This is a genomic window from Streptomyces sp. NPDC052910 (assembly GCF_055585605.1).
Genome location: NZ_JBVJJR010000003.1, coordinates 1,063,657 through 1,089,966, shown reverse-complemented (window position 1 = coordinate 1,089,966; position 26,310 = coordinate 1,063,657). Strand labels below are relative to the sequence as shown.

General features: G+C 72.9%; 26 protein-coding genes, 1 tRNA gene and 1 riboswitch. Of the genes, 21 read left to right on the top strand and 6 right to left on the bottom strand.

Annotated elements, in window-relative coordinates; translation table 11 throughout:
• The first annotated feature begins 228 nt into the window (after window positions 1-228).
• Window positions 229-981: an MBL fold metallo-hydrolase gene (locus tag ACZ6X9_RS15870; protein ID WP_469778550.1), complete on the top strand. Its 753-nt coding sequence runs from the start codon at window positions 229-231 to the stop codon at window positions 979-981.
• Between the two features lie 272 nt (window positions 982-1,253).
• Here the strand turns inward: ACZ6X9_RS15870 and ACZ6X9_RS15865 are convergent, their stop codons facing one another.
• Both ACZ6X9_RS15865 and ACZ6X9_RS15860 read right to left on the bottom strand, forming a co-directional pair.
• The gene (locus tag ACZ6X9_RS15865) at window positions 1,254-2,675 is read right to left on the bottom strand and encodes a PTS transporter subunit EIIC (protein WP_469778549.1); all 1,422 of its coding nucleotides are present in this window, start codon (window positions 2,673-2,675) and stop codon (window positions 1,254-1,256) included.
• A 234-nt stretch (window positions 2,676-2,909) separates the two neighbouring features.
• A complete protein-coding gene (locus ACZ6X9_RS15860; protein ID WP_469778548.1) occupies window positions 2,910-4,229 on the bottom strand; it encodes a PTS transporter subunit EIIC in 1,320 nt (439 codons plus the stop codon).
• Between ACZ6X9_RS15860 and ACZ6X9_RS15855 the strand changes: the two genes are divergently transcribed.
• The 4 genes from ACZ6X9_RS15855 to rdgB all read left to right on the top strand — a co-directional run bounded on the left by ACZ6X9_RS15855 (window position 4,111) and on the right by rdgB (window position 6,707).
• Window positions 4,111-4,656 (top strand): PTS sugar transporter subunit IIB, encoded by a 546-nt coding sequence (locus ACZ6X9_RS15855; RefSeq protein ID WP_469778547.1) that lies wholly within the window; start codon window positions 4,111-4,113, stop codon window positions 4,654-4,656. The genes ACZ6X9_RS15860 and ACZ6X9_RS15855 overlap by 119 nt on opposite strands.
• A gap of 98 nt (window positions 4,657-4,754) precedes the next feature.
• Window positions 4,755-5,486 (top strand): ribonuclease PH, encoded by a 732-nt coding sequence (gene rph, locus ACZ6X9_RS15850; RefSeq protein ID WP_469778546.1) that lies wholly within the window; start codon window positions 4,755-4,757, stop codon window positions 5,484-5,486.
• A gap of 96 nt (window positions 5,487-5,582) precedes the next feature.
• The gene (locus ACZ6X9_RS15845; protein WP_469778545.1) at window positions 5,583-6,002 is read left to right on the top strand and encodes a hypothetical protein; all 420 of its coding nucleotides are present in this window, start codon (window positions 5,583-5,585) and stop codon (window positions 6,000-6,002) included.
• A gap of 102 nt (window positions 6,003-6,104) precedes the next feature.
• The gene (gene rdgB / locus ACZ6X9_RS15840; RefSeq protein ID WP_469778544.1) at window positions 6,105-6,707 is read left to right on the top strand and encodes an RdgB/HAM1 family non-canonical purine NTP pyrophosphatase; all 603 of its coding nucleotides are present in this window, start codon (window positions 6,105-6,107) and stop codon (window positions 6,705-6,707) included.
• Window positions 6,708-6,820: 113 nt separating this feature from the next.
• Here rdgB and ACZ6X9_RS15835 read toward each other — a convergent pair.
• Window positions 6,821-6,893, bottom strand: a tRNA-Leu gene (locus tag ACZ6X9_RS15835).
• A 419-nt stretch (window positions 6,894-7,312) separates the two neighbouring features.
• On the opposite strand from ACZ6X9_RS15835, the gene ACZ6X9_RS15830 reads away from it, so the two are divergent.
• The gene (locus ACZ6X9_RS15830) at window positions 7,313-7,801 is read left to right on the top strand and encodes a hypothetical protein (protein WP_469778543.1); all 489 of its coding nucleotides are present in this window, start codon (window positions 7,313-7,315) and stop codon (window positions 7,799-7,801) included.
• Window positions 7,801-9,072, top strand: a complete 1,272-nt coding sequence (locus tag ACZ6X9_RS15825; RefSeq protein WP_469778542.1) for a sensor histidine kinase — start codon at window positions 7,801-7,803, stop codon at window positions 9,070-9,072. Before ACZ6X9_RS15830 ends, ACZ6X9_RS15825 begins: the two co-directional genes overlap by 1 nt.
• 40 nt (window positions 9,073-9,112) lie before the next feature.
• On the opposite strand, the gene bcp is transcribed toward ACZ6X9_RS15825, so the two are convergent.
• Entirely contained in the window at window positions 9,113-9,580 is a 468-nt protein-coding gene (gene bcp, locus ACZ6X9_RS15820) for a thioredoxin-dependent thiol peroxidase (protein ID WP_004951099.1), read from the bottom strand.
• A gap of 171 nt (window positions 9,581-9,751) precedes the next feature.
• Here bcp and ACZ6X9_RS15815 point away from each other — a divergent pair, with 171 nt between their 5' ends.
• From ACZ6X9_RS15815 to ACZ6X9_RS15805, 3 genes are all read left to right on the top strand, one after another.
• Window positions 9,752-10,078: a DUF3618 domain-containing protein gene (locus ACZ6X9_RS15815; RefSeq protein WP_469778541.1), complete on the top strand. Its 327-nt coding sequence runs from the start codon at window positions 9,752-9,754 to the stop codon at window positions 10,076-10,078.
• Between the two features lie 269 nt (window positions 10,079-10,347).
• Window positions 10,348-10,650, top strand: a complete 303-nt coding sequence (locus ACZ6X9_RS15810; RefSeq protein ID WP_051072711.1) for a GroES family chaperonin — start codon at window positions 10,348-10,350, stop codon at window positions 10,648-10,650.
• A 55-nt stretch (window positions 10,651-10,705) separates the two neighbouring features.
• Window positions 10,706-10,771, top strand: a riboswitch (guanidine-III (ykkC-III) riboswitch).
• A 31-nt stretch (window positions 10,772-10,802) separates the two neighbouring features.
• A complete protein-coding gene (locus ACZ6X9_RS15805; RefSeq protein WP_469778540.1) occupies window positions 10,803-11,123 on the top strand; it encodes a DMT family transporter in 321 nt (106 codons plus the stop codon).
• Between the two features lie 63 nt (window positions 11,124-11,186).
• Here ACZ6X9_RS15805 and ACZ6X9_RS15800 read toward each other — a convergent pair whose 3' ends face one another.
• Window positions 11,187-13,466 (bottom strand): transglycosylase domain-containing protein, encoded by a 2,280-nt coding sequence (locus ACZ6X9_RS15800; protein ID WP_469778539.1) that lies wholly within the window; start codon window positions 13,464-13,466, stop codon window positions 11,187-11,189.
• A gap of 307 nt (window positions 13,467-13,773) precedes the next feature.
• Here ACZ6X9_RS15800 and ACZ6X9_RS15795 point away from each other — a divergent pair, with 307 nt between their 5' ends.
• From ACZ6X9_RS15795 to ACZ6X9_RS15780, 4 genes are read left to right on the top strand one after another with little or no spacing between them, the layout of a single operon-like run.
• Complete coding sequence (locus ACZ6X9_RS15795; RefSeq protein ID WP_469778538.1) at window positions 13,774-14,574, top strand: ABC transporter permease; 801 nt, start codon at window positions 13,774-13,776, stop codon at window positions 14,572-14,574.
• A 52-nt stretch (window positions 14,575-14,626) separates the two neighbouring features.
• Window positions 14,627-15,391 (top strand): ABC transporter permease, encoded by a 765-nt coding sequence (locus ACZ6X9_RS15790; protein ID WP_469778666.1) that lies wholly within the window; start codon window positions 14,627-14,629, stop codon window positions 15,389-15,391.
• Between the two features lie 2 nt (window positions 15,392-15,393).
• Window positions 15,394-16,383, top strand: a complete 990-nt coding sequence (locus tag ACZ6X9_RS15785) for an ABC transporter ATP-binding protein (protein ID WP_469778537.1) — start codon at window positions 15,394-15,396, stop codon at window positions 16,381-16,383.
• A 25-nt stretch (window positions 16,384-16,408) separates the two neighbouring features.
• Window positions 16,409-17,041, top strand: a complete 633-nt coding sequence (locus ACZ6X9_RS15780) for a DUF1707 SHOCT-like domain-containing protein (protein ID WP_469778536.1) — start codon at window positions 16,409-16,411, stop codon at window positions 17,039-17,041.
• A 152-nt stretch (window positions 17,042-17,193) separates the two neighbouring features.
• On the opposite strand, the gene ACZ6X9_RS15775 is transcribed toward ACZ6X9_RS15780, so the two are convergent.
• Window positions 17,194-18,522, bottom strand: coding sequence for an SGNH/GDSL hydrolase family protein (locus ACZ6X9_RS15775; protein ID WP_469778535.1), 1,329 nt, complete (start codon window positions 18,520-18,522; stop codon window positions 17,194-17,196).
• 673 nt (window positions 18,523-19,195) lie between these two features.
• Here ACZ6X9_RS15775 and ACZ6X9_RS15770 point away from each other — a divergent pair.
• The 7 genes from ACZ6X9_RS15770 (at window position 19,196) to ACZ6X9_RS15740 (ending at window position 26,242) form a co-directional block, all read left to right on the top strand.
• Window positions 19,196-20,551 carry a DUF445 domain-containing protein gene (locus ACZ6X9_RS15770; protein ID WP_469778534.1) on the top strand — a complete coding sequence of 452 codons (1,356 nt, stop codon included), beginning with the start codon at window positions 19,196-19,198 and terminating at the stop codon, window positions 20,549-20,551.
• A gap of 419 nt (window positions 20,552-20,970) precedes the next feature.
• A complete protein-coding gene (locus ACZ6X9_RS15765; RefSeq protein ID WP_469778533.1) occupies window positions 20,971-21,171 on the top strand; it encodes a DUF3311 domain-containing protein in 201 nt (66 codons plus the stop codon).
• Window positions 21,168-22,694, top strand: coding sequence for a sodium:solute symporter family protein (locus ACZ6X9_RS15760; RefSeq protein ID WP_469778532.1), 1,527 nt, complete (start codon window positions 21,168-21,170; stop codon window positions 22,692-22,694). Before ACZ6X9_RS15765 ends, ACZ6X9_RS15760 begins: the two co-directional genes overlap by 4 nt.
• Before the next feature lie 214 nt (window positions 22,695-22,908).
• Window positions 22,909-23,226 (top strand): DUF6412 domain-containing protein, encoded by a 318-nt coding sequence (locus ACZ6X9_RS15755; protein WP_469778531.1) that lies wholly within the window; start codon window positions 22,909-22,911, stop codon window positions 23,224-23,226.
• A 352-nt stretch (window positions 23,227-23,578) separates the two neighbouring features.
• Complete coding sequence (locus ACZ6X9_RS15750) at window positions 23,579-24,610, top strand: YidC/Oxa1 family membrane protein insertase (protein ID WP_469778530.1); 1,032 nt, start codon at window positions 23,579-23,581, stop codon at window positions 24,608-24,610.
• A gap of 178 nt (window positions 24,611-24,788) precedes the next feature.
• Window positions 24,789-25,646, top strand: coding sequence for a fumarylacetoacetate hydrolase family protein (locus ACZ6X9_RS15745; protein WP_469778529.1), 858 nt, complete (start codon window positions 24,789-24,791; stop codon window positions 25,644-25,646).
• A gap of 95 nt (window positions 25,647-25,741) precedes the next feature.
• Window positions 25,742-26,242: a hypothetical protein gene (locus ACZ6X9_RS15740; RefSeq protein WP_469778528.1), complete on the top strand. Its 501-nt coding sequence runs from the start codon at window positions 25,742-25,744 to the stop codon at window positions 26,240-26,242.
• Window positions 26,243-26,310 lie beyond the last annotated feature (68 nt).

Genomic DNA, 26,310 nt, shown 5'->3' with positions numbered 1-26,310 from the left:
CGGCCCCACCGCACCCGCGGACCCCGCCCGAGCCCTCAGGGGCGCGGGCGGGGTCTCGTGCGCTCCGGCGTGCCCCTTTCCGCCGGGCGCTCTCCGGCGGCGTCCGTCCTGGTGATTCCAGCCACAGACCCGGCGCACGATGGAGCGGCCGCCCCGTTCCCGCCTTACCCTCGACGCACCGCACGGTCACCGGCCCCCCGTCACCGGCCCACGGAGGTTCAGGCCCGCATGAAGCTCACCGTCGTCGGATGCGCGGGCTCGTTCCCGTCCACGGAATCCGCCTGTTCCAGCTATCTGGTGGAGGCCGACGGCTACCGGCTGCTCCTCGACATGGGCAACGGCGCGCTGGGCGAGCTCCAGCGCCACATCGGCCTCTACGACCTCGACGCCGTGCTGCTGTCCCATCTCCACCCCGACCACTGCATCGACATGTGCGGCTACTTCGTCGCCCGCTACTACCGGCACGACGGCGGCCGGGCCGGCGCCCTCCCCGTGTACGGCCCCGAAGGCACCGAACAACGGCTGCTCACCGCCTACGGCGACGTGCCGCACCCCGCCTGCATGAGGGAGGTCTTCGACTTCCGCACCCTGGAGCCCGGCTCCTTCTCCGCCGGCCCGTTCACCGTCTTCACCGACCGTGTCAACCACCCCGTCGAGGCGTTCGCCTTCCGGGTGGAACACGGCGGCTCCGCCCTCGTCTACTCCGGCGACACCGGCCCCTGCGAGGCCCTCAACTCCCTCGCCAAGGACGCCGACCTGCTGCTCTGCGAGGCCTCCTTCACCCACGGCAAGGAGGACATCCCCGACCTCCACCTCAACGGCCTGGAGGCCGGCCACCTCGCCGCCTCCGCCCGCGCCGGACGGCTCGTCCTCACCCACATCCCGCCGTGGACCGACCCACTGCGGAACCTGCGCGACGCGCGGTCGGCGTACGAGGGCCCTGCGGAGCTCGCCCACGCGGGGGCGGTGTACGAGGTTTAGGGTGCCCCGGACCCTCCCCCAGAGGGGGGACCCCCATTTCGCCGCTTCCTGGGGCTGCGACCCAGACCCCCTTGTCCTCAATCTCCCCCAGAGGGGGGACCCCCAACGGGCTGCATCAGCCCGTCCGGCGTTTGAGGACAGCGCGCGCAGCGCGCTTCGGGGGTGCGGGGGCTCGCCCCCCGCAAGAAACGGTGAAAGGGAGGGACCGGGGCAAGGCAAAACCCCCGGGACCGAGCACGGTCCCGGGGGCTCACCACACGCTCAGCGCAAGATCAGCGCTTCGCCTTCGCCGCTGGCTTCCGCTTCCCCTGCGGGGGCGTCTTCTTCGCCCCGCCCTTGGCGGCAGCCGACTTCGCCGCAGCCGGCTTGGCGTCGGCCTTCGCGCCGGCATTGGCCGCAGCCGGCTTAGCCTCAGCCTTCGCCTCGACCTTCGCCGCCGCCTCCGCGAACTCCGGATCCACCTCACGCCCCGGCGTCATCAGGTTGAACTTGATGATCGCGAACCGGAAGACGAAGTAGTAGATCGCGGCGAAGCCGAGACCGACCAGGATCAGAGCCCACGGCTTGCTCGCGATCCCCCAGTTGAGCACGAAGTCCACCGCGCCCGCCGAGAACCCGAAGCCGTCCTTCATCCCGAGCGCCCAGGTGAGCGCCATGGAGATACCGGTCAGCACCGCGTGGATCGCGTACAGCACCGGGGCGACGAACATGAACGTGAACTCGATCGGCTCGGTGACACCGGTGACGAACGCGGTGAGCGCGAGCGAACCCATCATGCCGCCGACGACCTTGCGGTTCTCGGGGCGGGCGCAGTGCACGATCGCCAGGCAGGCGGCCGGCAGGGCGAACATCATGATCGGGAAGAAGCCGGTCATGAACTGGCCCGCGGACGGGTCCTTGGCGAGGAAGCGGGCGATGTCGCCGTTGACGGTGCCCTTGGGGCCGTCGAACGAACCGGCCTGGAACCACGGGAAGGAGTTGAGCAGGTGGTGCATGCCGATCGGGATCAGGCCGCGGTTGGCGACACCGAAGATGCCCGCGCCGACGGCGCCGGAACCGACCAGCCACTCACCGAAGTTGTGCAGACCCGTGCCGAGGACCGGCCAGATGTACCCGAAGACGATGCCGATGAACAGACCCGCGAAGGACGACAGGATCGGCACCAGGCGGCGGCCGCCGAAGAAGCCCGCCCAGTCCGGCAGCTTGGTCCGGTAGAAGCGCTGGTAGAGCAGCGCGACCACCAGGCCCATGACGATGCCGCCGAGCACCTTGGCGTCGACGGTCTGCTCGACCAGGGCGACCTTGTGGTCGACCACCGCCTCCTTCTTGGGGAGGCTGCTGTCGGTGAAGGTGGCGAGCACCTTCTGGAAGACCAGGTAGCCGGCGACGGCGGCGAGCGCGGTCGAACCGTCCGACTTCTTGGCGAATCCGATGGCGACACCCACGGCGAACAGCAGCGCCATGTTGTCGAGGATCGCGCCGCCACCGGCCGACAGGAACTGGGCGATCTTGTTCAGGAAGTGCGGGAACGACGCCTTGCCCAGCATGTCGTCCTGGCCCAGGCGGACCATCAGCGCCGCTGCGGGCAGCACCGCGACCGGCAGCATGAGGCTGCGGCCGATACGCTGGGCCACAGCCATCGCGCTTTTGCCGAAGCCCTTTTTCTCGGCCGCTGAGGCGCTAGCCGTACTCATCGGATTCCTCCAGGTGCGGCGGGCGCTCGGAGTCCGGGGCGACGGCCCTCAGGATGTGCCCGCTGGAAACGCTGAAATTTTGGTCTACACCACAAGTGGTTTAGACCTGTTGTAGCACGTGAAGCGGGCATAAAGGAATCCGTCAATGACGGTGGGGTGCGACACACGGGGCCTGTGAGGCGAATCACGCCTCTCCCGCCCCACGGCCGCCCCGTTAATGGACCCTTCGGCCCTTTAATCCGTCTTCTCCCGCGCGCCCTCGTCCACGTCCCGCACGAGCTCCTCCGGCTCGCGCCCCGGCGTCGGCAGGTCGAACCGCGTGATGGTGAAGCGGAACACCGCGTAGTAGACGACGGCGAACCCGAGGCCGATCGGGATGATCAGCCACGGCCGGGTCGCCAGTCCCCAGTTGATCACGTAGTCGATCAGGCCGGCCGAGAAGCTGAAGCCGTCGTGGACGCCGAACGCCCACGACACGGCCAGGGACACCCCGGTGAGCACCGCGTGCACCGCGTACAGGGCCGGCGCGATGAAGAGGAACGAGTACTCGATGGGCTCCGTCACGCCCGTCACGAACGACGTCAGGGCGACCGACAGCATCATGCCGCCGACCATCTTCCGGTTCTCCGGCCGGGCCGTGTGGGCGATCGCCAGGGCCGCCGCCGGCAGGGCGAACATCATGATGGGGAAGAAGCCGGTCGTGAACTGGCCGGCCGACGGGTCACCGGCCAGGAAGCGGTTGATGTCGCCGTGCACCACCGTCCCGTCCGGCTTGGTGTAGTCGCCGAACTGAAACCACATGAAGGTGTTCAGGAACTGGTGCAGACCGACCACCAGCAGCGCCCGGTTGGCCATCCCGAAGACGCCCGAGCCCGTCCAGCCCAGGTCGCTCAGCCACTGGCTGAAGCTCGTCAGCGCGTCGCCGACCGGCGGCCACACCCACAGGCAGACCACCGCGAACAGCAGGGCGACGAACGACATCATGATCGGGACGAGTCGTCGCCCGTTGAAGAAGCCCAGCCAGTCCACCAGTCGCACCCGGTGGAAGCGGACCCAGAACCAGGCGCTGAGCAGGCCGATGACGATGCCGCCGAAGACTCCCGGGTTCTGGTAGCCGGCGAGCGTCGCCGTGCCCGCCCCCGAGACGCAGACGCCGCTCCACAGTCCCGCCCCCGCGAACTTCGCCGTCTGCGGGCAGTCCTGCGGGAACTGGTGGAGCACGGAGAAGTAGACGAGGAAGGCCACGACCGCGGCCAGCGCCGTCGAGCCGTCCGCCTTCTTGGCCATGCCGATGGCCACGCCCACGCAGAACAGCAGCGCCAGCCCGAGCGCCGAGTCGAGCAGCGCCCCGCCCGCCCCGGCGAACACCTTGGCGACGTCCGTCCAGCCCAGGCCGTCGGCGCCGAAGACGTCGGGCTGGCCCAGCCGGTTGAGGATGCCGGCGGCCGGGAGGACCGCGATCGGCAACTGGAGGCTGCGGCCCATCTTCTGCAGCCCGCCCAGCAGGCCCTGCCACCGCTTCCGTCGCGGCGGGCTCGCGGCCTCCGCACTCATCTGCGTCCTCCCGGGGCTGGCATACTGGTGTAGACCACTTGGGGTACGTTTTCGGTCCTCCGGAACGCGGGGCCCGGTGGCCGCCATCCTTCGCCAGATGACGGACATACGCCCGCATAGTTGCTCTGAACGTGGGTTACCGTGTGAAAGCCGGTCGGCGGGACAGCCGAGGGCCGAGACAACAGGAGTGCACATGGCCAGCAAGGCAGAGAAGATCGTCGCCGGTCTCGGCGGGCTCGACAACATCGAGGAGATCGAGGGCTGCATCACCCGTCTCCGCACCGAGGTCAACGACCCCTCGCTGGTCGACGAGGCCGCCCTGAAGGCCGCCGGCGCGCACGGCGTCGTGAAGATGGGCACCGCCATCCAGGTCGTCATCGGCACCGACGCCGACCCGATCGCCGCGGAGATCGAAGACATGATGTGAGCCGCTGAGCTCCCACGAAGGGCCCTGTTCCGGTCGGTGAGGCGTGATCCGCATCGAACCGGAACAGGGCCCTTCGCGATCCCGATAGGCTCATCACCATGTCTCGCATCGACGGCCGTACGCCCGACCAGCTCCGCCCCGTGACCATCCAGCGTGGCTGGAGCAAGCACGCGGAGGGTTCCGTCCTCGTCTCCTTCGGCGACACCAAGGTCCTCTGCACCGCCAGCGTCACCGAGGGCGTCCCCCGCTGGCGCAAGGGCAGCGGCGAGGGCTGGGTCACCGCCGAGTACGCGATGCTGCCGCGCGCCACCAACACCCGCGGCGACCGCGAGTCCGTCCGCGGCAAGATCGGCGGGCGCACCCATGAGATCTCCCGCCTCATCGGCCGCTCCCTGCGCGCCGTCATCGACTACAAGGCGCTCGGCGAGAACACCGTCGTCCTCGACTGCGACGTCCTCCAGGCCGACGGAGGCACCCGCACCGCCGCCATCACCGGCGCCTACGTCGCCCTCGCCGACGCCGTCGCCTGGGCGCAGCGCAAGAAGCTCGTCAAGCACGGCCGCCACCCGCTGACCGGCACCGTCGCGGCCGTCAGCGTCGGCATCGTCGACGGCGTCCCGCTCCTCGACCTCTGCTACGAGGAGGACGTCCGCGCCGAGACCGACATGAACGTCGTCTGCACCGGCGACGGCCGCTTCGTCGAGGTCCAGGGCACCGCCGAGGCCCAGCCCTTCGCCCGCGCCGAGCTCGACGCCCTCCTCGACCTCGCCGTCAAGGGCTGCGCCGACCTCGACGCCGCCCAGCGCGCGGCGCTCGAACAGACGCTGTAGCTCCCCGCGCGGGGTGGCTACCATGCTGGGGGCGCGGCGACGGGGCCGTGCCCCCAGTGACCACGGGCAGCAGCCCACCGGAGGGGAAACCGTCGCATGGCCCCGCGCCACCACCGTCCGCGTCGCACCACCGCCGTCGCGGCCCTCGCCGCGGCGGCCCTCGCACTGCCCGCCGTGGCCGCCTGCTCCCAGGCGCGGGCCGCCGCCGACTGCGGCGCCCTCGCCAAGGACCTGCGCCGCGACGTGGCGGACCTGCGGCGCGCCATCGCCGACGACTCCAGGGATCCGCAGAGCGCCCAGGAGTTCATCGACAAGATCAACCGGGATCTGGGCGAGATCACCCGCAGGACGAACACCGACACGCGGGGCGGCGCCGGGGCGGTCAAGGACGCGGCCGGCGCGGTCACCGCGGCCGTGGACGACATCCAGGACAGCGTCGGCGACGGCGAGCGCCCGGACGTCGCCCCCCTCACCAAGGCGGCCGGCTCCCTCACCACGGCCTGCACCAAGAGCTGAGCGCCGCCCCGGCCGAGTGCCGCGCCCCACCCGGCGGCCGGAGGGCCGAGGGACCCGGGGCGGACCGGGGCGCAGCGCGGCCGGCGGGGATAATCGGGCCTCATGAAGCGCCTGATCCTCGCCACCCGCAACGCCCACAAGGTCACCGAACTGCGCGCGATCCTCACCGGATCCGGCCTCGACGTCGAACTGGTGGGCGCCGACGCCTACCCCGAGATCCCCGACGTCAAGGAGACCGGCGTCACCTTCGCCGAGAACGCCCTGCTCAAGGCGCACGCCCTGGCCCGGGCCACCGGACTGCCCGCCGTGGCCGACGACTCGGGCCTCTGCGTGGACGTCCTGGGCGGCGCCCCCGGCATCTTCTCGGCCCGCTGGGCGGGCCGGCACGGCGACGACCAGGCCAACCTGGACCTGCTCCTCGCGCAGCTCTCCGACATCGCCGCCCCGCACCGCGCCGCGCACTTCGCCTGCGCCGCCGCCCTGGCCCTCCCGGACGGCACCGAGCGGGTCGTCGAGGGACGGCTGCGCGGCACGCTCCGCACCGAGCCCGCCGGCGGCGGCGGCTTCGGCTACGACCCGATCCTCCAGCCCGACGGCGAGACGCGCACCTGCGCCGAGCTGACCGCCGACGAGAAGAACGCCATCAGCCACCGCGGCCAGGCCTTCCGCGCCCTGGTACCGGTGGTACGGGAGCTGCTGGGCTGACGCGCGGAACCTCCCCGGCGGGAGTTCCGGCGACGGAGTGTCCCGGCAGGGCCTTCCCGGAGACGCCGACGGCCCGGCTCGCAGTCGACTGCGAGCCGGGCCGTCGGCATGGGTGCGCCCGGTCGGATTCGAACCGACAAACACGACCACCTAAAGATCGCCGCTCAGCCCTTGGCGTACGGGCGCCGGTGCCGTGCCTACTGTACTGGGCCGGGCGGGGCACGGGAGAGGGCAGTCCGGCCATGCGCTCCGGGCCGTCCGCCGCCGGGCGGGCGCCCGGTGACGGAGCGTCGGCCGGCCGGTCCTCCAGGGGAGCCGGTCGCGGGACCCCCGTCCGGGAACGCCGAACGCGCGTGCGGCGCGTCACACGCGGATGTTCCCCCGCCGTTCCCTCGCGAACCCGTCGCCCCCGGAAGGGAACGCGACCTCCGATTTACCCGTCCCTCACACCGGGGGAGAGACAGGCGCACCGCGCGGCAGCCTGCCACCCGACCGCTCCTGTCATTCGCCTCCGACCGTCCGCCCGCGGTCCGACCGAGGAAGAGAGTCCGATGACCGACCGTGCCGTGCCCCGTCGGCGGGTCCGCGTGCGTACCCTCCTGGGGATGTCCGGCGGGGTCGCGGTGCTGGCCCTCGGGGGCGTGTGGCTGGGGCAGGGGGCGGACCGGGCGAGCGCCGTGTCCGATGCGCCGCAGACGGCGCGGGCCAAGAAGGAGCAGCAGGAGCAGCGGGACCGGGCGACGGCCTCGGCCGAGTTCGCGCCGGGTACCGCTCGGGATCTGCCGGGCGTCCGGGACTGCGGCTACGGCGAGCTGCTGCTGGAGCCGAAGATCATCACCTTGAGCTGTGCCAACGGCGGTGCGGTGGCGAGCGACATCGAGTGGGACGAGTACACGACGGACAAGGCCGAGGGTGACGGCGTGGTGCTGGTGTCCAGCGGCGCGAACGGCTCGGCGCGCACCTCGTTCCCGGCGCGGCTGACGCTCTCCCGGCCGCGGAAGGTGGACGGCATGCTGGCGTTCACCTCGGTCGAGGTGGTCTACACGGGACTCACCCCGGCCGGGAAGACGACCGAGACGTACTCGATCACGTGATGGGCATCCGTGGCCGGATCGCGCTGGCGATCTCCTCCGTCACCGCGCTGGCGGTCGTGCTGCTCGGCGTGGCCGTGCACCACGTCTCCGGGCTGGAGCGGGACCGCCAGGCGCGGGCCCAGCAGGACCGGCTGCTGAGCTCTGCCCTCCAGTTGTACCAGCGGGAGGGCCAGGTGACGCTGAACGCGCAGCTCGACGACGCGGCCCTGCCGGCACCGCTGGCCAAGGCGGTGGCGAAGGGGCGTTCGGGGACGTACATCAGCGGCGGCGAGGACCCCCGCGTGTGGGCGGCGACGGGCGTCGGCTCCGGCAAGGTGCTGTCCGTCTCGGCGTCCTACCCCAAGCGCGACGCGTTCCAGCGCGCCCTGGACTGGGCGCTGTTGCTGGCGGGCGCGGTGACCGTGGTGCTGATGGCGGTGGTGAGCTGGTTCGTGGCGCAGGGTCTGTCCCGGCGGCTGCGGCTGACCGCGGCCGAGGCCCGGAGGATCGCGGCGGGCGAGGCGCCCTCGGGCGGCTCCGCGCCGGCCGGCGGGGACGAGGTGGCGGAGCTGGAGCGCTCGGTGCGGGCGATGGCGACGGCGCTGGCCGCCCGGGTGGAGGCGGAGCGCGAGTTCACGGCCGACGTGGCGCACGAGCTGCGGACGCCGGTGGCGGGCCTGGTGGCCTCGGCGGAGCTGCTGCCGCACCCGCGCGCCGTCGAGATGGTGCAGGAGCGGTCCCAGACGCTGCGGGCGCTGGTGGAGGACCTGCTGGAGGTCTCGCGGCTGGACGCGGGGGTGGAGAGCGCCCAACTGGACGCGGTGGAGCTGCCGTCCCTGGTCCGGGGGGTGGTGAAGCGGGCGCGGGGCCAGCGCGGGGTGGACGACGTGGCGGTCCGGGTGGTCGGCGAGGGCCGCATCGTGGCGACGGACGCCCGCCGGGTGGAGCGGATCCTGGTGAACATCCTGGCCAACGCGGCGAAGCACGGGAAGCCGCCGATCGAGGTGCGGGTGGAGGGCACCCGGATCGTGGTCCGCGACCACGGCTCCGGCTACCCGCCGGAGCTGGTCAGCCAGGGGCCGCGGCGGTTCCGCACGGCCGCCCCCGAGCGGGGCACCGGGCACGGGCTGGGGCTGACGATCGCCGTGGGCCAGGCGGCGGTGCTGGGCGCCCGACTGGAGTTCGGCTCCGCGGAGGGCGGCGGCGCCCAGGCCGTCCTCGACCTGCCGGAGGCCGAGGACGAGCCGGAGGACCGTCCCATGGTGCGCGGGGAGGAGGCGTACGGGCGGTGAGCGCCGGGCGTACGGCCGGTGGGCCGGGCGCCTCGGAGCTTCAGAGCCCCAGGTCCTTGATGATCTTCGCGACGTGGCCGGTGGCCTTGACGTTGTACAGCGCGCGCTCGACCTTCCCCTCCTCGTCGACGATCACGGTGGAGCGGATGACGCCGGTCACCGTCTTGCCGTAGAGCTTCTTCTCGCCGAAGGCGCCGTACGCCTCCAGGACCTTCTTCTCGGGGTCGCCGACGAGGGTGACCCGCAGCTCCTCCTTCTCGCGGAACTTCGCGAGCTTCTCCGGCTTGTCGGGCGAGACGCCGATGACGTCGTAGCCGTGGCCCGCGAGGAACTCCAAATTGTCCGTGAAGTCGCAGGCCTGCTTGGTGCAGCCGGGGGTGAGGGCGGCGGGGTAGAAGTAGACGATGACCTTGCGGCCCTTGTGGTCGGCGAGGGAGACGGGCCGGCCGTCGGCGTCGGGCAGGGTGAAGGCGGGGGCGGTGTCACCGGGCTGGAGTCGCTCGCTCATGGTTCTCCTGTGCTTCGGGGCGGTGGGCGGGTCTGCCGGTGCCCGAGCCTAACGACCGCCGGTCATCGCGGTGCGGGCCCACCGGGGGTGCCATGGGGCGGGGCGCCGAGCGAACTGACAGACTGTTGTCATCACTCGTCATCACTCTTATGAGACTACGGAGGCAGCGCGGTGCCGGAAGCCAGGACCCCTGCGCAGATCGAGGCCGACATCGCCCGCAGGCGCAGCGAGCTCGCCGTGACGCTGGACGAGATCGGTGTGCGGATGCACCCCAGCACCATCATCGGCGACGCGAAGGCGAAGGCGGCCTCGAAGGTGGACCACACCCTCGGGCGGGCCTGTGCGATCGCGAACCGGGTGGTCTCGGACGTGCGGGCGCAGTTCGTGACGGACGAGGGCGTGCCGCGTCTGGAGCGGATCGTTCCGGCGGCGATGGTGGCCGTCGGCGTGGTCGGCCTGCTGACGGTCTCCTCGCGCCGCGGCAAGAACAAGAAGTAGCGGACGCCGCACGGACCGGCGGGTCCGTACGGCGGCCGTCCGCGCGCGGCCCCGTACGGCATCCGCCGGTCCCGTACGGCATCCGCCGGTCGCGGGAAGTGACGGGCGGGACGCGGACCGTGGCGGACCGGGCGTCCGGACCGCCGGCCGCGTCCCTGTTCCCCGGAAGCCCCTCCCGTTCCGGTCCCGGACTGGTCTCACGGGCCCGCCGGTCCGGGTACGGTCGTGCCGTGCGTACGAACACGACCCACGACAAGCTGCCCATCCGGATGCTCCACGACCGGGTGCTGGTCCGGACCGACATCCCCGAGGGCGAGCGCCGCTCCAGCGGCGGCATCGTCATTCCCGCGACCGCGGCGGTGGGCCGCCGGCTGGCCTGGGCGGAGGTCGTGGCCGTGGGCCAGAGCGTGCGCACGGTGGAGCCGGGCGACCGGGTGCTCTACGACCCCGAGGACCGTGCCGAGGTCGAGGTGCGCGGCGTGGCCTACGTGCTGATGCGCGAGCGCGACCTGCACGCGGTGGCGGCGGAGCGGCTGGAGGGGTCGGACGACTCCACCGGGCTGTACCTGTAGCGCCGTCCCGGTGAGCCCGCGGCGCCGTCCTCGCGGCCGAGCGCTGCCGGCCGGCCGTTTGCTACCGTCGGAGGAACCCCGACGAGACGCGCCGTACCGGGTCAGGACAAGACGACGCACCCCTGGAGAACCGATTCCACGGAGGTGCCGTCATGGCATGGATCCTGCTCGTCGTCGCCGGCCTGCTGGAGGTCGGCTGGTCGGTCGGCATGAAGTACACCGACGGCTTCACGCGGCTCTGGCCGAGCGTCTTCACCATCGCGGGCATCGTGGCCAGCATGCTGCTGCTCTCGCGGGCCGCCCGGACGCTGCCGATCGGCACGGCCTACGGCGTGTGGGTCGGGATCGGCGCGGCGGGCGCCGCCGTGCTCGGCATGACGGTGCTGGGCGAGCCGGCCGGCGCGGCCCGGATCCTCTTCGTCGTCCTGCTGCTGGTGGCCGTGGTCGGCCTCAAGGCGACGTCCGGCCACTGACCGCCCCGCGGACAGCGGTGTGCCCCGGCCCCGCCCGGGACCGGGGCACACCGCCGTCCGTGCTCAGTAGTCGTACCCCAGCAGGTCGTGCTCGTTCGACCGCGCCTCGCGCCCCGGGTTCGGCCCGAGCGTGATGATCGGCAGCGAGGGCGGCCCGGTCGGCTCCGGCGGCTCCGGCGGGAACGACGGGCGCGCCGGCCGGGACGGGGGCGCGGTCGTCGGGGGCCTGCGCGGGGGCGTGGAGCTGGGCGGGGGCGGACTGGCGGACGGCTCCGGCGGCGCGGAGGTGGCGGGCGGCTCCGGCGGCGGGCTCTCGGCGCCCTGCTGGAGCTCCAGGTCGAAGTCGTGGGCCGGGGTGCCCTCCAGCGCGTCGGCGGTGTACGCGGCCCAGATCTGCGCCGGGTAGCCGCCGCCGTTGACGCGGGGCAGCCCGGTGGCGCCGTACAGCGGCTTCTGCTCGCCGCTCTCGGAGTCCTGGCCCATGACGGCGACGACGGTGGCCAGGTCGGGGGTGTACCCCGCGAACCAGGCGGCCTTGTCCTCCTCCGCGGTGCCGGTCTTGCCGGCCGCCGGCCGCCCGGCGGCGCGCGCGGCGGCGCCCGTGCCGCCCGGGCTCTCGACCACGCTCCGCAGGACGGAGGTGGTGGTGTCGGCGGCCTCCCGGGACACGGTCTGCTTCCGCTCCTGCCGGTCGGGCAACTGGAGGTTTTCGCCGCCCTTGGTGGCCTTCTCCACCAGCGTGTACGGGCCGTGCCGCCCGTGGTTGGCGAGGGTGGCGTACGCCTGTGCCATGTCCAGCACGCTGGCGGTGGCCGGGCCGAGGGCGATCGAGGGGGACGCGGTCAGGTCGGGTGTCTTCGCGGGGACGCCGAGGGCGACGGCGGTGGCCTTCACCCGCGACGGGCCGACGTCCTCGGCCATCTGCGCGTACACGGCGTTCACCGACAGGTCGGTGGCCTTGGTGACGGTGATCGGACCGTAGCTCCGGTCGTCCTCGTTGGCGGGGGCGTAGCCGACCGGCCCGTCCGGCCCCTGCACCGGCCGCTTGTCGGTGCCGTCGTACACGGTGTACGGGGTGATGGGCCGGCCCTGCTGGGTGGTGGAGTCGTTCTGCACGGCCGAGGTGAAGACGAACGGCTTGAAGGTGGAGCCGACCTGGTAGTCGCGGCGGGTGGCGTTGTTGACGTACTGCCGGGTGTAGTCGATGCCGCCGTAGAGGGCGACGATCCGGCCCGTGCGCGGGTCGATGGAGGCGCCCCCGGCGCGGACGTAGGAGTCGGTCTTCCGGGAGTCGCTGAGCTGGTCCATCAGTTCGGACTGCACCGCGTCGGTGAACGCCTTCTGCTTCTTGCGGTCGATGGTGGTGGTGATGCGGTAGCCGCCGGCGGCCAGCGTCTGCTCGTCCACGATCTTGTTGCTGGTGAGGTAGTCCTTGACGGCCTCGACGAGGTAGCCGCGCTGGCCGGACATGCCGAGCCGCGGCCGGCTCTTGCCGGGCGCCGGGAACTTCACGGCGGCCCGCTGGGCGGGGGTCAGCCACTTCTTCTTGACCATGCCGTCGAGCACGTAGTTCCAGCGGGCCAGGGCGCGCGGTTTGTTCTCCGGGTGGGCGCCGACGTCGTAGGCGCTCGGCGCGTTCAGCAGGGTGGCGAGGTAGGCGCCCTGGGCGACGTCGAGCTTGTCGGAGTCCTTGCCGTAGTACGCCTGGGCGGCGGCCTGGATGCCGTAGGCGTTGCGCCCGAAGTAGCTGGTGTTGAGGTAGCCCTCCAGGATGTCGTTCTTGCCGGACTCGCGGTCCAGCTTGATGGCGATGAAGAACTCCTTCACCTTGCGGCTGATGGTCTGCTCCTGGCCCAGGTAGTAGTTCTTCACGTACTGCTGGGTGATCGTGGAGCCCGACTGTTTGCCCTTGCCGGTGACGGTGTTCCACGCCGCGCGGACCATCGCCTCGGGGTTGACGGCGGACTCCCCGTAGAAGTCGCGGTCCTCGGCGGCGAGCACCGCGTGCTGGACGGCCTTGGGGATGCGGCTGAGCGGCACGCTCTCCCGGTTGACCTCGCCGTCGCGGGCCAACTGGCTGCCGTCCGCGTAGAGGAAGACGTTGCTCTCCGCGGTCGCCGCCTTGTTGGCGGCCGGGATGTCGACCAGCGTGTACCCGGCGATCAGACCGCCCGCGACGAGGAGGACGACCAGCAGGAACCCGCCGAGCACCATGCGCCACGTGGGCAGCAGCCGTCGCCAGCCGGTGCGCTTGCGGGGGCGGGCGGCGTCGCCTCTCGGTGCCCAGCCCGGCGGGTCGCCACCCCTGGCGCGGGTGCGGTGCTGTGACTGCTCGTCGCTCATCTTTCCCGGAACTCCTCGGCCCGTCGCCGGGGTCGCGCGGCCACGGCGGACGGTGTCGGTCAGGCGGTGCCGCACGACCCGGCAGCGCTGCCGTGCTTCCCGGAAGCACTGTCGCACCACCGGTCCCGGCCGGAGGGATCCAGCGCCCCCGTACGGCGCGGTCAGGGCCGTTCGGCGGCGGCCGACCACTCCGAGGGGTGAATAATCCATGGCACGGGACTGAGGGTTACGGCTACGCTCCTGCGCTTCGGGTTCGGCCCGGCCGGTCGGCGGACTGACAAGGTTCAACGAGTCGAGGGGGCGTGGGATGCGGCTGTACGCCGCCGTCGCGGTGAGCGGCTTCCGGCGCCACGCGACGTACCGGATGGCCACCGCGGCCGGCGTGTTCACCAATACGGTCTTCGGATTCATCCTCGCCTACACCTTCACCGCCCTCTGGGACGAGCGCCCGCACCTGGGCGGCTACGACCGGGGACAGGCCCTCACCTTCGTCTGGACCGGCCAGGCCCTGCTGGCGGCGGTCTCGCTGCTCGGCGGCGGGTTCGAGCAGGAGTTGCAGGCGCGCATCCGCGACGGCGACATCGCGGTCGACCTCTACCGCCCCGCCGACCTCCAGTTGTGGTGGCTCGCCGCCGATCTGGGCCGGGCCGCCTTCCAGTTGCTGGGCCGCGGGGTGGTGCCGCTGACGGTGGGCGCCCTCTGCTTCGAGCTCACCCTCCCGCTCGACCCGCTGCGCTGGGTGCTGTTCCTGTGCGCCGTCACGCTGGCCGTCGTGGTCGGCTTCGCGCTGCGCTTCCTGCTGGCGCTGTCCGCCTTCTGGCTCCTCGACGGCGACGGCGTCATCATGGTCGGCCAACTCCTGTGCCTGTTCTTCTCCGGCACCCTGCTGCCGCTCACCGTCTTCCCCGGCGCCTTCGCCGACGTGGCGCGGGCCCTGCCGTGGTCGGCCGTCTTCCAGGTGCCGGTGGACGTGCTGCTGGGCCGGTACGAGGGGACGGGCCTGGCCGGCGCGCTGGGCTTCCAGGCCGGCTGGGCGGCGCTGCTGCTGGCCCTGGGCCGGCTGACGCAGGCGCGCGCCACCCGGAGGGTGGTGCTCCAGGGTGGCTGACCGCCTGGCCTGGTGGGTGCACGCCGTGCGCGCGTACCTGCTGATCGCGGCGATGTGGGTGCGCTCGACGATGGCCTACCGGGCGTCCTTCGTCCTCATGACGATCGGCAACTGCGTCGCGGGCGGCCTGGACTTCGTCGCCATCCTGCTGATGTTCTCGCACATCGACGCCCTGGGCGGGTTCACCCTCCCCGAGATCGCCCTGCTCTACGGCGCGAGCTGCACCTCCTTCGGCCTCGCCGACCTGATCCTGGGGAACGCCGAACGCGTGGGGCAACGGGTGCGCGACGGCACGTTCGACACCCTGCTGGTGCGCCCGGTGCCCGTCCTCGCCCAGGTGGCCGCCGACCGGTTCGCGCTCCGCCGGCTGGGCCGGACCGGCCAGGGGCTGGCGGTGCTGGGCTGGGGCGTGGCCTCCGCGGACGTGGCCTGGACGCCGCTCAAGGCGCTGTTCCTGCTGGTGACGGTGGTGGCGGGGACGGCGATCTTCTGTGCCGTCTTCCTGGCCGGGGCGGCGTTCCAGTTCTGGGCGTCCGAGGCCTCGGAGGTGGCCAACTCCTTCACCTACGGCGGCGTCACCCTGCTCCAGTACCCGCCGACGGTCTTCGCCCGGGACCTCGTGCGCGGAGTGACGTTCGTCGTCCCGCTCGCCTTCGTCAACTGGCTGCCCGTGCTGCGGCTGCTGGGCCGGGACGACCCGCTGCACCTGCCCGGGTGGGTGTCGCTCTGCGGCCCGCTGGTCGCGGTGCCGCTGCTGGCACTCACGGGCCTGGCGTGGCGGGCGGGACTGAGGAGCTACAGGAGTACAGGGAGTTGAGCGTGGACAAGGCATCGGATGCCGACGACAAGGCGTTCATCGAACTCGACGGCGTCGAAAAGGTCTTCCACGTCCGCCGCCGGGCCGGCCTGCTGCGCCGGGAGCGCCGCGAGGTCCGGGCCGTCGACGGCCTCACCTTCCGCGTGGCGCGCGGCGAGATCGTCGGGTACATCGGCCCGAACGGCGCCGGGAAGTCCACGACGGTCAAGATGCTCACCGGCATCCTGATGCCCAGCGGCGGACGACTGCGCGTCGCCGGCATCGACCCGACCCGCGACCGGACCCGGCTGGCCCGCCGGATCGGCGTCGTCTTCGGACAGCGCACCACCCTGTGGTGGGACCTGCCGCTGCGCGACTCCTACGGCCTCGTCCGCCGCATGTACCGCATCCCCGACGCCCGTTACCACGCCAACATGGAGCGCTGCGTCGACCTCCTCGACCTGGGCGACCTCCTCGACGTCCCCGTCCGGCAGCTCTCCCTCGGCCAGCGGATGCGCGGCGACATCGCGGCGGCCCTGCTGCACGACCCCGACGTGCTCTACCTGGACGAGCCGACGATCGGCCTCGACGTGGTCAGCAAGGCGAAGGTGCGCGGCTTCCTCCGCGAGCTCAACGCCGAGCGCGGCACCACCGTCCTACTGACCACCCACGACCTCACGGACATCGAGCAGTTGTGCGGCCGGGTGATGGTCATCGACCACGGCAAGCTGGTCTACGACGGCGCGCTCGACGGTCTGCACACCGTGGGGGAGAGCGAGCGGATGCTCGTCGTCGACCTGGAACACGAGCTGCCGCCCATCGACGACGTCCCCGGCACCCGCGTCGACCGGGTGGAGGGCCCCCGGCAGTGGCTGGCCTTCCCGGCGGCCCGCAGCGCCGCTCCCATCGTGGCGGCCGTGGCCGAGCGGTACCCCCTGGTCGACCTCTCGGTGCGGGAACCGGACATCGAGCAGGTCATCGCCCGGCTGTACGCCGACCGGCCGGGTCTGTGACCCCGCCAGGCCCTACTCTGTGGCCATGACAAGCGAACGCCCTGAGATGCGCGCCTCCGACGCCGAGCGCGAGCGCGTCGCCGAGGCGCTGCGGACGGCCGTCGCCGAAGGGCGACTGGACATGGAGGAGTTCGGGGAGCGCCTGGACGCCGCCTACAAGGCCCGCACCCACGCCGACCTCGCCCCGCTCGTCCGCGACCTGCCAGCCGCCGGGAGCCGGCTCGCCGTCCCCACCGCGGCGTCCCCCGACGTCGGCGACGGGAGCTGGGAGGGCCGCATCGGCGGCACACCGTCGTCCAAGGGCGCCGTCGCCGTCATGGGCGGCTTCCAGCGGCACGGCCGCTGGACGGTGCCCCGCCTCTTCACCGCCTTCACCTTCTGGGGCGGCGGCCAGATCGACCTGCGCGAGGCCCGGTTCGAGGACCGCGAGGTGACGATCCGCTGCATCGCCGTGATGGGCGGCATGGAGATCGTCGTCCCGCCCGGCCTGGACGTCCACGTCGGCGGCGTCGGCATCATGGGCGGCTTCGACGCCAGGGGCGCGGGAGCGGGCTCGCCCGGCTCGCCGCGGGTGCGCGTCACCGGGTTCGCGTTCTGGGGCGGGGTGGGGGTCAAGCGCAAGAAGAGCGGCCGGATGTCGCTGGAGAAGGGAAACTAGCCCGTCCGGCGTTTGAGGACCGGGGGACCCCCTCTGGGGGAGCGCGCAGCGCGCTTCGGGGGTGCGGGGGCGGAGCCCCCGCGAGAAACGGCGAATGGGGGTGCCCCCTCTGGGGGAGGGACAGGGACACCCCCCCGGGGCCCTCCGGGCGGCTAAAGCGCCGCGTCCACCGGCCGCCCGACAAGCGCACCGAGATCGACAGCCTCGGCCATCCGCCGATACCCCGCGTCATTCGGATGCAGCCGATCCCCACTGTCATAGGCGGGCAGCAACCGCTGCGGATCGGCCGGATCCCGCAACACCCGATCGAAATCCACCACGGAGTCGAAGACCCGCCCAGCCCGAATCTCCGCGTTGACGGCCAGCCGCACAGGCTCCTGCCGGGGGAGAACGACCCCGAAATGCCCCCCGAACGGCGTCAGCGTGGACCCGACGACCACCAGCCCCCGCTCGTGCGCCCGCGCCACGAGCCGCCGCAACCCGTCCACGATGCGCCGCGCGTCAAGCTGCTGGGGCCGCCGCAGGATGTCGTTCACGCCGAGCTCGACGACGACGGCCCGTACCCCCGTCCGTCCGAGTACGTCCCGGTCCAGCCGTTCGAGCGCGCTGGGGTTGTTCCGGGGCGCCCGCCCCCGGTTACCGAGCAGGACGCGGTTGCCGCTGATCCCCTCGTTGAGGACGCCGTAGCGCGGCGCACCCGGCTCGGTGCGCAGCCGCGTGGCCAGGAAGTCGGTCCAGCGCCGGTTGGCCCCCACGGTCGAGCTGACGCCGTCGGTGATGGAATCGCCGATGACGACGACGGACCCTGTCGCCTCCGTCCCCCACACGTCGAGCCCGGTGACGTACCGCCAGTAGGTCGTACGGGTGGTGTACGGCGCGCCGTCGACCGCCTCCGTCCGGTCGCCGCGCGCCAGCCAGGAGACCTGGCGGGCGTGCGGGTGCAGTGTCACCGGACCGGACGGAGCCGCCGCGTAGAGGGTGACGAGCAGGTCGGACGCGGGGGCGACGGCGAGCGGCACGGGGTCGCTGACGGCGGCCCGCCCGGCGGGCACGGTCACCGCGGACCGGCCGCCGAACGACAGCCGCCGCATCGTCCCGGGCACCGCCGCGGCCGTGCCGGGCCCGGCGGAGACGGCGAGCGAGGCGTGGGTGAGGCGCAGGGGCCGGTCGCCGAAGAGGTTCGAGAGGTGGATGCGGGCCCCGGTGCCGCCGACGCTGGTGTGGATCACGTTGCGGATGGACGTTCCGGGGAGCCCGGCCGGTGCTCGCGGATCGGCGGCGGCGGGCGCGGCGGCCCAGGAGCCGGTCCAGCCGTTCACCGCGGCGGGCGCGGCGTCCGTCCGCCACCGCCGTGGTTCCCCGCCGCCCGCGCCGCGGCCCGCGGCGCCCAGGAAGATCGCCGTGGAGACCAGGGCGACGACGGCCACCAGCGCGGCGATCAGGGCACAGGCGGTGCCGCGGGACAGAGGGGGCCTGGTCATCGCGGGGACTCTCCTGAACGGCGGTCGGACGGAGCGGGATCCGGGCGGGCCGTCGGGGAAGGCGCCCGTACGGGTGCCACCGCGGCCCGGTCGCCGGATCCATGATCCCACGCGGTTCGCGGGAGCTCCGGGCGGCCGGACCACCGGTGCGGACCGGCCGCGACGTGTCAGACGGTGGGAACTACCGGGCCGTTCCCCGAGTCGAGCGGGTAGAGAGAAAAGAGCTTTCCCGAGCGGGACGGGGAAACCTCTGAGGAAACGCGGACGGGTGGTACGGATGAATCGGTCCCATGAGGACGCGGCGACGGGCGCCGGGGACGGCGGAGGGCCGTCCGAGGGCGGACGGCCGGGCACGGGGGCGACGGGGGCGACGGGGGCGGGTTCGCCGGGAGGGGCGCGGGAAGAAGCGCCGGGAGAAGGGCGGGGAGGAGGGCGGGGAGGAGTGCGAGGCGAGGGAACCGGGGAGCCGCACGGGCTCGCGCCGGAGGAGTCGTCACGGAGGGCACCCGGCGGGACACCCGAGGACCCAGCCCGGGCGACGCCCGGCGGGGCGAGCCGGACGGGCCGGACGGGCGGGACTGGCGGGGCGGCCCGTACGGGTGGAACGGGTGGGACGGTTGGGCCAGGCGGAGCACCGGGAGAGACACGCGGAAAGCGGCCGTCCGAGGGAGTGATGCCCGGAAGGAGCCGACCGGCAACCGACCCGTCGGCGGAGGAGATTCCGGTCACGGCCCCGCCGGAGACCACCCCGCCCACCCCACCCGTCGGCTTCACCTACAGCGAGGCCGACGAGCTGAAACGCCGCGGTGTGCGCCGGATGAAGACCTTCGCCACCGGGCTGCTGCTCGGCGTCGCCCTCGTCTACGCCCTGGCCACCTGGGCCAAGTCGGCGGGGGCGGGCCCCTGGGCGGGCTACGTGGCCGCGGCGGCGGAGGCGGGGATGGTCGGCGCGCTCGCCGACTGGTTCGCCGTCACGGCGCTGTTCCGCCACCCGATGGGTCTGCCGATCCCGCACACCGCGATCATCCCCACCAAGAAGGACCAGCTCGGACAGAGCCTCGGTGAGTTCGTCGGCGAGAACTTCCTCTCCGGCGACGTCGTCCGCCGCCGGCTCCGCGCCGTCGGCATCGGTTCCCGCCTCGCCGCCTGGCTGGCCGCCCCCGAACACGCCGACCGGGTGACGGCCGAACTCTCCACCGCCCTGCGCGGCGCCCTGCGCGTCCTCCGCGACGCCGACGTGCAGGCGGTGGTCGGCGAGGCCGTCACCCGGCGGGCCGACGCCCAGGAGGTCGCCCCGGGCATCGGCCGGATGCTGGAGCGGATCGTCGCCGACGGCGGTCACCACAAGGTCGTCGATCTGGTCTGCGCCCGGGCCCACGACTGGCTGGTCGCGCACGGGGACTCGGTGATGCAGGCCGTCACGGGCGGCGCACCCGGCTGGACCCCGCGCTTCGTCGACCGGAAGGTCGGCGAACGGGTCTACAAGGAGCTGCTGCGCTTCGTCACCGAGATGCGGGACATGCCCGGCCACCCGGCGCGCGGCGCCGTCGACCGCTTCCTCGCCGACTTCGCGCACGACCTCCAGTCCGACCCGGACACCCGGGCACGGGTGGAACGCCTCAAGTCGGAGGTCCTCGGCCGGAGCGAGGTGCAGGACCTGATCGCGTCGGCGTGGAGTTCCGTCCGCGCGATGGTGGTGGCCGCCGCCGAGGACGAGCGCAGCGAACTCCGGCTCCGCACCCGCACGGCGATCCTCTCCCTGGGCGCCCGGATGACCGCGGACGAGCGGCTGCGCGCCAAGGTCGACGGCTGGCTGGAGGACGCGGCCGTATACGTGGTGACGACCTACCGGGACGAGATCACGTCCCTGATCACGGAGACCGTGGCGGGCTGGGACGCGGAACAGACCTCGCGCAAGATCGAGGCACACATCGGCCGGGACCTCCAGTTCATCCGCATCAACGGCACGGTGGTGGGCGCCCTGGCGGGGCTGCTCATCTACTCGGCGTCGCGGCTGCTGGGGGCATGAGAGGAGGAGGAGGCTCCGCGTCCGGGCACACGCTCACCCACCCCAGCCCCCTCAGCCTGTCCGGCGTTTGAGGACAACCGCGCGAAGCGCGGTTCCGGGCGGCGCGGTTCCGGGGGTGCGGTTCCGGGGGTGCGGTTCCGGGGGCGCGGGGGTTCGCCCCCGCAAGAAACGGTGAAAGTGGGGGTCCCCCCTCTGGGGGAGGGACCGGGGCACCCCAAAAAACACTACGCGACCGCCCCCCCTCCCAGGCCGACGGCCGCCGCCCCGAGCGCCCAAGGTCAGCCCCCGCCGCCCGGGTGAGCCACCCCCGCCGGGTGAACCGCCCCCGCCGGGCGGGGCGAACCTGCCGGGTGGGGCGAACTCGCCGCACGGGGCGGGGCGAGCCCACCACACAAGCAACACCCCCTAGGGTCAACGCCGTGTTGAAGAAACGTCCCGCTCTCCTCTGGCTCCTGGCCCCCTACGTGCTCTACCTGGCCGCCCTCCCCTTGGTGAACCGAGTCCACCCCACCATCCTGGGCCTCCCCTTCCTCTTCTTCTGGCTCCTCCTCGCGACGCTCCTCACCCCGGCAGGGGTCTGGCTCGCCTGGCGAGGCGACCGCAAGCGGGGCCGGGTGTGAACGCCACCATCGCGACGACCGTCTTCGGCGTCTTCATGGTCCTCACCGTCGCCCTCGGCCTGCTGGCCGTCCGCGGCCGGGGCGCGGGCGGCGGCATCGCCGAGTGGTCGGTGGGCGGACGCAGCCTCGGCACGGTGATGATCTGGGTTCTGATGGCCGGCGAGGGCTACACCAGCTTCAGCTACCTGGGCGCCGCCGGCTGGGGCTACAACTTCGGCTCGCCCGTCCTCTACGTCATCGCCTACCTGTCCTGCGGCTACGCGATCGGTTACGTCGTCGGCCCGACCCTCTGGTCGTACGCCCGCCGGCACGGACTCGTCTCGATCACCGACATGGTCGCCCACCGCTACGGCCGCCCCTGGCTCGGCGCCTTGGTCGCGGTGCTGGCGACCGTCTGCCTTCTGCCGTACATCCAGCTTCAGATCACCGGCATGGGCGTCGTCGTCTCGACGATCTCCTACGGTGCCATCAGCCTCGACTGGGCCTACTTCATCGCCTTCGCGGTGACGACGGCCTTCGTCGTGATCAGCGGTCTGCGCGGCAGCGCCTGGGTTTCGGTGCTGAAGGACATCCTCGTCATCGGAACGCTCGCCTTCCTCGCCGTCTACGTCCCGCTGCACCACTTCGACGGCTATGGCCCGTTCCTCGACCGGCTGGTGGCCGAGAAGCCGGAGTGGCTGACGCTGAGCGGGCACGGTGGCAGCGGACTGGGCGCCACCTGGTTCGCGACCACCAGCTTCCTCAACTCCCTCACCGTCGTCATCTTCCCCACCACGGTAGCCGGTTACCTGGGCGCCCGCAGCGCCGACGCCCTGCGGCGCAACGCCATCCTGCTTCCCTTCTACAACGTGCTCCTCTTCGTCCCCATGCTGCTGGGCATGGCCGCGATCTTCGTCGTGCCCGGCCTCACCGGCGCGGGCTCCAACCTCGCCCTGTTCAAGCTGGTCGTCGACTCGCTGCCGGCCTGGCTGGTCGGTGTGATCGGGGTGGCGGCGGCGCTGTCGTCCATCGTGCCGATGGCGGTGTTCATGCTGGTCATCGGGACGATGTGGGGCCGGAGCGTGCTGGGCACGGTGCCCGCGCTCGTCGACCGGCCGCGGCGCCAGCGGTTCGCCGCGCAGACCGTGGTGGTCGTGGCGGGCGTGCTGGCGCTGATCCTCACTTACGCGGCGCCCAACACCCTGGTCCGGCTCTCGCTCATCTCCTACGAGGGCATGGCCCAGCTCGTCCCCATGATCCTGCTGGGCCTGGTGTGGCGGAGGATGACGCTGTGGGGCGCGTTGAGCGGCCTGCTCGTGGGCGGTGCCCTCGTCTGCGCGCTCGTGTTCACCGATCACGACCCCGTGGGGGGCGTGAACGCGGGGGCCCTGGCACTCGGCGTGAACCTCGTCGTCGCCCTGGCGGTCTCCTGGCTGGGACCGAAGCCGGCCGACGAGCGCCCGGACGCCGAGGTACTGGCCTCGGACCCGGGACCGGAGACCGGGACGGACGCGGAACGGGTTCCGGCGACGGAGGGCATCTGACGGGTACCCGAGCGGTACCCGAACGGTGTGGTTGTCAGTGGGGCCGTCTACTATCGGAATGACTGAACGGCCGGAATGACTGAACGGCTGAACGTCGGACCGCCTGACGGGCTGCCCGACGGGCCGGGCCGGCCCGACCGGCCGGCCGCCGGAAGCCGCAGCCGGTGTTCAGCCGGCGCTCAGCCGGCCGAGAGAGCAAGGGGGGAGCAGGAGCATGGTGCAGCGCGTCATCCGCACGCACATCGGCGTGTTCCTCACCCTGTGCGCCGAACTCCTGCTCGCGCAGTGCGGACTGCTGAGCATCCTGATGAGCGCGGTCGCCGTCGCCTCCACGACCGCCGTCGCGGCGGCCCTGACGCTGTGCGCCGTCCTCGTGGCGGCCGTCCGCACGGGCCCGCTGACCCCGACCCGAATACGCACCGCGATCCGGGACAGGGAGCGGCGCACGGCCTTCCTCGCCCAACGCGACCCCGACGCCCGGGGCCGTCGGCGCCCGAGGGCACCCGGCCGTCTCGTCCTGACGGCCGCGTAAGCGGCTCCCCGCCGCCTCGGCGGGGGCTTCGCCGCCCCCGCCGCGTGCCCGCACCCGCCTTCCGGCGCGGTGCGGCAGCACGGGCGAGAGACGACGCGCTCCCCCTGACGAACCGCCCCGCGGGCCATCCGCCGCACGGCGCACGGTCACGGGAAGAGGGACGCGTCCTCGCCAAGGCGCATGCACCGCACGTCGATCACCGCCCCGCCCGCGCAGGGGCGCGTCGGCGGCGGGCGAGGAGCCGCGCGGCTCGTCACGCCGATTCCGGCGGCCCGGTGGCCGCGCCTGCCGCGTCACCACCGGTCCGCCGTACCGAACTCCGGCACGACGAGACCTCGTGGAGGGCTCCACCATGTCCTTTTTCGCGCCCCTGGGTGCACTCCTGTCCCATGTCGCCGACGCCCTCGAACCTGTCTTCGGGGCTACGGCGACGGCCGCCACCATCGTCCTGCTCACCCTGTGCGTACGGCTCTGCCTGCACCCTCTGTCCCGGTCCGCCGCCCGCGGCGAACGGGCCAAGGCGGCACTGGCCCCGCGGCTCGCGGAGCTCAAGCGCAAGCACGGCAAGGACCCGGAACGACTGCGGCAGGCGACGGCCGAGCTGTACCAGGAGACCGGCGTGTCCCCCCTGGCCGGCTGCCTGCCGATGCTGGTCCAACTGCCTGTCTTCTACCTCATGTACCACCTTTTCTCGACCGGCTCCGGAGGTGACCTCCTCGACCACACCCTGTTCGGCGCGCCGCTCGGCGGCCGATGGGCGGGCGCCCTCGCCGACGGCGGGCCGGTGGGCGCGCACGGCCTCGTCTACCTGGCCCTGTTCGCGGTGGTGGCGGCCGTCGCCACCTGGACTTTCCGGCGCGCCCGCCGGATGACCGCCGCGACGCCCCTCCCCACCGCCGGCGGGGCCGCCGAACCGGGCGCGGAGGCGGTCGCCCTGGTGGCGCGGATCTCGCCGTTCCTCTCCTTCGCCACCCTGATCACCGTCGCGGTCGTCCCGCTCGCCGCCGCCCTGTACGTGGTGACGACGACGCTGTGGACGGCGGTGGAACGCGTGTATCTCTACCGGGCACGGGCCGGGGAGGACGCCGGAACGGGCACGGGACCGAATGCCGGGCCGGATGCCGGGCCGGATGCCGGTCCTGTCGCCGGTAGCGGGACGAAGGCCGTCGCCGGTAGTGGGACGAAGGCCGGCACCGGCACCGGTCCCGGGACGAAGGCCGGTCTCGGCGCCGGGACGAAGGCCGGACAGGCTGCCGGACCCGACCCCTCCCGCCCGTCGAAGGCCGGGAAGGACGCCGGCCCCCGCGCCAGGGCGAAGACCGGAAAGGGCACCGGTGCGAAGAGCGGCGCGGGTGCCTCCGCCCGGCGTGCCACGACCGGGTGAAAGCAGCGGCCGGGACAGTCCCCGGAAACGGCTGTCCGAAGGCCGGTCGTCGCCGTCCACAGGCCGAAACGCCCCTTGCCGTCCGCCCCCAGGATCTTGCACGATCGACCGGTCGTGGACGATCGACCGGTCGTGCCTTCACGCACCGAGTCCGCCGAAGCACCGGAGGGTTGTACCGATGAAGCTGCTCCGGGTCGGCCCGGCGGGGGCGGAGCGCCCCGCGCTGCTGGACGAGGAGGGCACGCTCCGCGACCTCTCCGCGCTCGTCGGGGACGTGGACGGTGCCCTGCTCGGCGACCGGCCCCTGCTCGACCACATCAGGGCGGCCGTCGGCGCGCGCGTGCTCGCCGCCCTGGACCCGGTGGGCCTGCGCGTCGGCCCGCCGGTGGCCCGGATCGGCAAGATCGTCTGTGTGGGGCTCAACTACCGCGCCCACGTGGCGGAGGTCGGTGCCCGCACGCCCACGGAACCCGCCCTCTTCCTCAAGGCCCCGGACACCGTCGTCGGCCCGGACGACCCCGTGCTAATCCCGCCCGGCAGTCTCAAGACCGACTGGGAGGCCGAACTCGCCGTCGTCATCGGCCGCACGGCCCGCCGCCTGACCACGGACGAGGAGGCGCTGGCCGCCGTCGCCGGCTACACCATCAGCAATGACGTGTCCGAGCGCGCCTACCAGCTCGAACGCGGCGGCCAGTGGGACAAGGGCAAGAACTGCGAGACGTTCAACCCGCTCGGCCCCTGGCTCGTCACCGCCGACGAGGTGCCCGACCCCCAGGCCCTGACGATCCGCGCCTGGGTCAACGGCGCGCTGATGCAGGAGGGGAGCACGGGCGACCAGATCTTCCCCGTCGCTCATCTCGTGCGCTATATCAGCCGGTTCATGACGCTCTACCCTGGGGACATCATCAACACCGGCACCCCGGCGGGCGTCGCCCTCGGCAGACCCGAGCCCAAGCCGTACCTCCGCTCCGGAGATGTCATCGAACTCGCGATCGACGGCCTGGGGCGGCAGCGGCAGCACTTCAAGGACGGGTAGGCGGCGGACGACCGGGCGGCCGGGCGGGGTGCGTTCGGGGGAACGGGCGCGTGTGCTGCCCGAGGGGGTCGGTTGCGGTGTGCTTATTTTCGGATATGCGGCACAGACTTCGCCGGGCCCGCCTCCGGATCCGACCCACCGCCCGGGCCACGGTCGCCGCGATCGCGACGGTCCTGGCGGCGACGGTCAGCGGCGCCCTGCTGCTCTGCGCGTTCACCGCCCCCGCCACCACCGACCCGGACGCAGAGGCGCGCTGCGCGGCCGGCGCACCGGGCGCCTGTGTCGGCGGCGCCCCCCTCTCCGGTCCCGACCGGCTCGGCACGGAGACGGGCCGGGACGACGACCGGGACGCTCCTCCCTGGCCCTTCGGCTCCGCGGCCCCCACCGCCCTCCCCACCGACCCCGCCCTCCGCGCCCGCCTCCCCATCACCGTCGCCCCCCTGTCCGCCGCCCGTCCCGTCGGCGACGACCGGCAACAGGGCCACCGCGGACCGCCGATGAGCCGCGACATGGCCCTCGGCGGCGCCCTGGTCCTCCTCGGCTCGGGCCTGGCCCTGACCGTCCTCTACCGCTCCCGGACGGACGAGTGGACGTGACGTACGTCACTCCGTGGTCCGTCACGGCCGGACCCACTGTCCCGTCCAGACGGTGACCGGCTCCCGGA

Coding starts and splice junctions, on each gene's coding strand:
- ACZ6X9_RS15825 (WP_469778542.1), top strand. CDS start 7,801: ATGGGCATCCGTGGCCGGATCGCGCTGGCGATCTCCTCCGTCACCGCG.
- ACZ6X9_RS15775 (WP_469778535.1), bottom strand. CDS start 18,522: ATGACCAGGCCCCCTCTGTCCCGCGGCACCGCCTGTGCCCTGATCGCC.
- rph (WP_469778546.1), top strand. CDS start 4,755: ATGTCTCGCATCGACGGCCGTACGCCCGACCAGCTCCGCCCCGTGACC.
- ACZ6X9_RS15865 (WP_469778549.1), bottom strand. CDS start 2,675: ATGAGTACGGCTAGCGCCTCAGCGGCCGAGAAAAAGGGCTTCGGCAAA.
- ACZ6X9_RS15810 (WP_051072711.1), top strand. CDS start 10,348: ATGCTCCACGACCGGGTGCTGGTCCGGACCGACATCCCCGAGGGCGAG.
- ACZ6X9_RS15780 (WP_469778536.1), top strand. CDS start 16,409: ATGACAAGCGAACGCCCTGAGATGCGCGCCTCCGACGCCGAGCGCGAG.
- ACZ6X9_RS15795 (WP_469778538.1), top strand. CDS start 13,774: ATGCGGCTGTACGCCGCCGTCGCGGTGAGCGGCTTCCGGCGCCACGCG.
- ACZ6X9_RS15830 (WP_469778543.1), top strand. CDS start 7,313: ATGTCCGGCGGGGTCGCGGTGCTGGCCCTCGGGGGCGTGTGGCTGGGG.
- ACZ6X9_RS15855 (WP_469778547.1), top strand. CDS start 4,111: ATGCCGGCGGCCGGGAGGACCGCGATCGGCAACTGGAGGCTGCGGCCC.
- ACZ6X9_RS15790 (WP_469778666.1), top strand. CDS start 14,627: ATGTGGGTGCGCTCGACGATGGCCTACCGGGCGTCCTTCGTCCTCATG.
- ACZ6X9_RS15755 (WP_469778531.1), top strand. CDS start 22,909: ATGGTGCAGCGCGTCATCCGCACGCACATCGGCGTGTTCCTCACCCTG.
- ACZ6X9_RS15870 (WP_469778550.1), top strand. CDS start 229: ATGAAGCTCACCGTCGTCGGATGCGCGGGCTCGTTCCCGTCCACGGAA.
- ACZ6X9_RS15745 (WP_469778529.1), top strand. CDS start 24,789: ATGAAGCTGCTCCGGGTCGGCCCGGCGGGGGCGGAGCGCCCCGCGCTG.
- ACZ6X9_RS15860 (WP_469778548.1), bottom strand. CDS start 4,229: ATGAGTGCGGAGGCCGCGAGCCCGCCGCGACGGAAGCGGTGGCAGGGC.
- ACZ6X9_RS15800 (WP_469778539.1), bottom strand. CDS start 13,466: ATGAGCGACGAGCAGTCACAGCACCGCACCCGCGCCAGGGGTGGCGAC.
- ACZ6X9_RS15770 (WP_469778534.1), top strand. CDS start 19,196: ATGCCCGGAAGGAGCCGACCGGCAACCGACCCGTCGGCGGAGGAGATT.
- bcp (WP_004951099.1), bottom strand. CDS start 9,580: ATGAGCGAGCGACTCCAGCCCGGTGACACCGCCCCCGCCTTCACCCTG.
- ACZ6X9_RS15740 (WP_469778528.1), top strand. CDS start 25,742: ATGCGGCACAGACTTCGCCGGGCCCGCCTCCGGATCCGACCCACCGCC.
- ACZ6X9_RS15845 (WP_469778545.1), top strand. CDS start 5,583: ATGGCCCCGCGCCACCACCGTCCGCGTCGCACCACCGCCGTCGCGGCC.
- ACZ6X9_RS15750 (WP_469778530.1), top strand. CDS start 23,579: ATGTCCTTTTTCGCGCCCCTGGGTGCACTCCTGTCCCATGTCGCCGAC.
- rdgB (WP_469778544.1), top strand. CDS start 6,105: ATGAAGCGCCTGATCCTCGCCACCCGCAACGCCCACAAGGTCACCGAA.
- ACZ6X9_RS15805 (WP_469778540.1), top strand. CDS start 10,803: ATGGCATGGATCCTGCTCGTCGTCGCCGGCCTGCTGGAGGTCGGCTGG.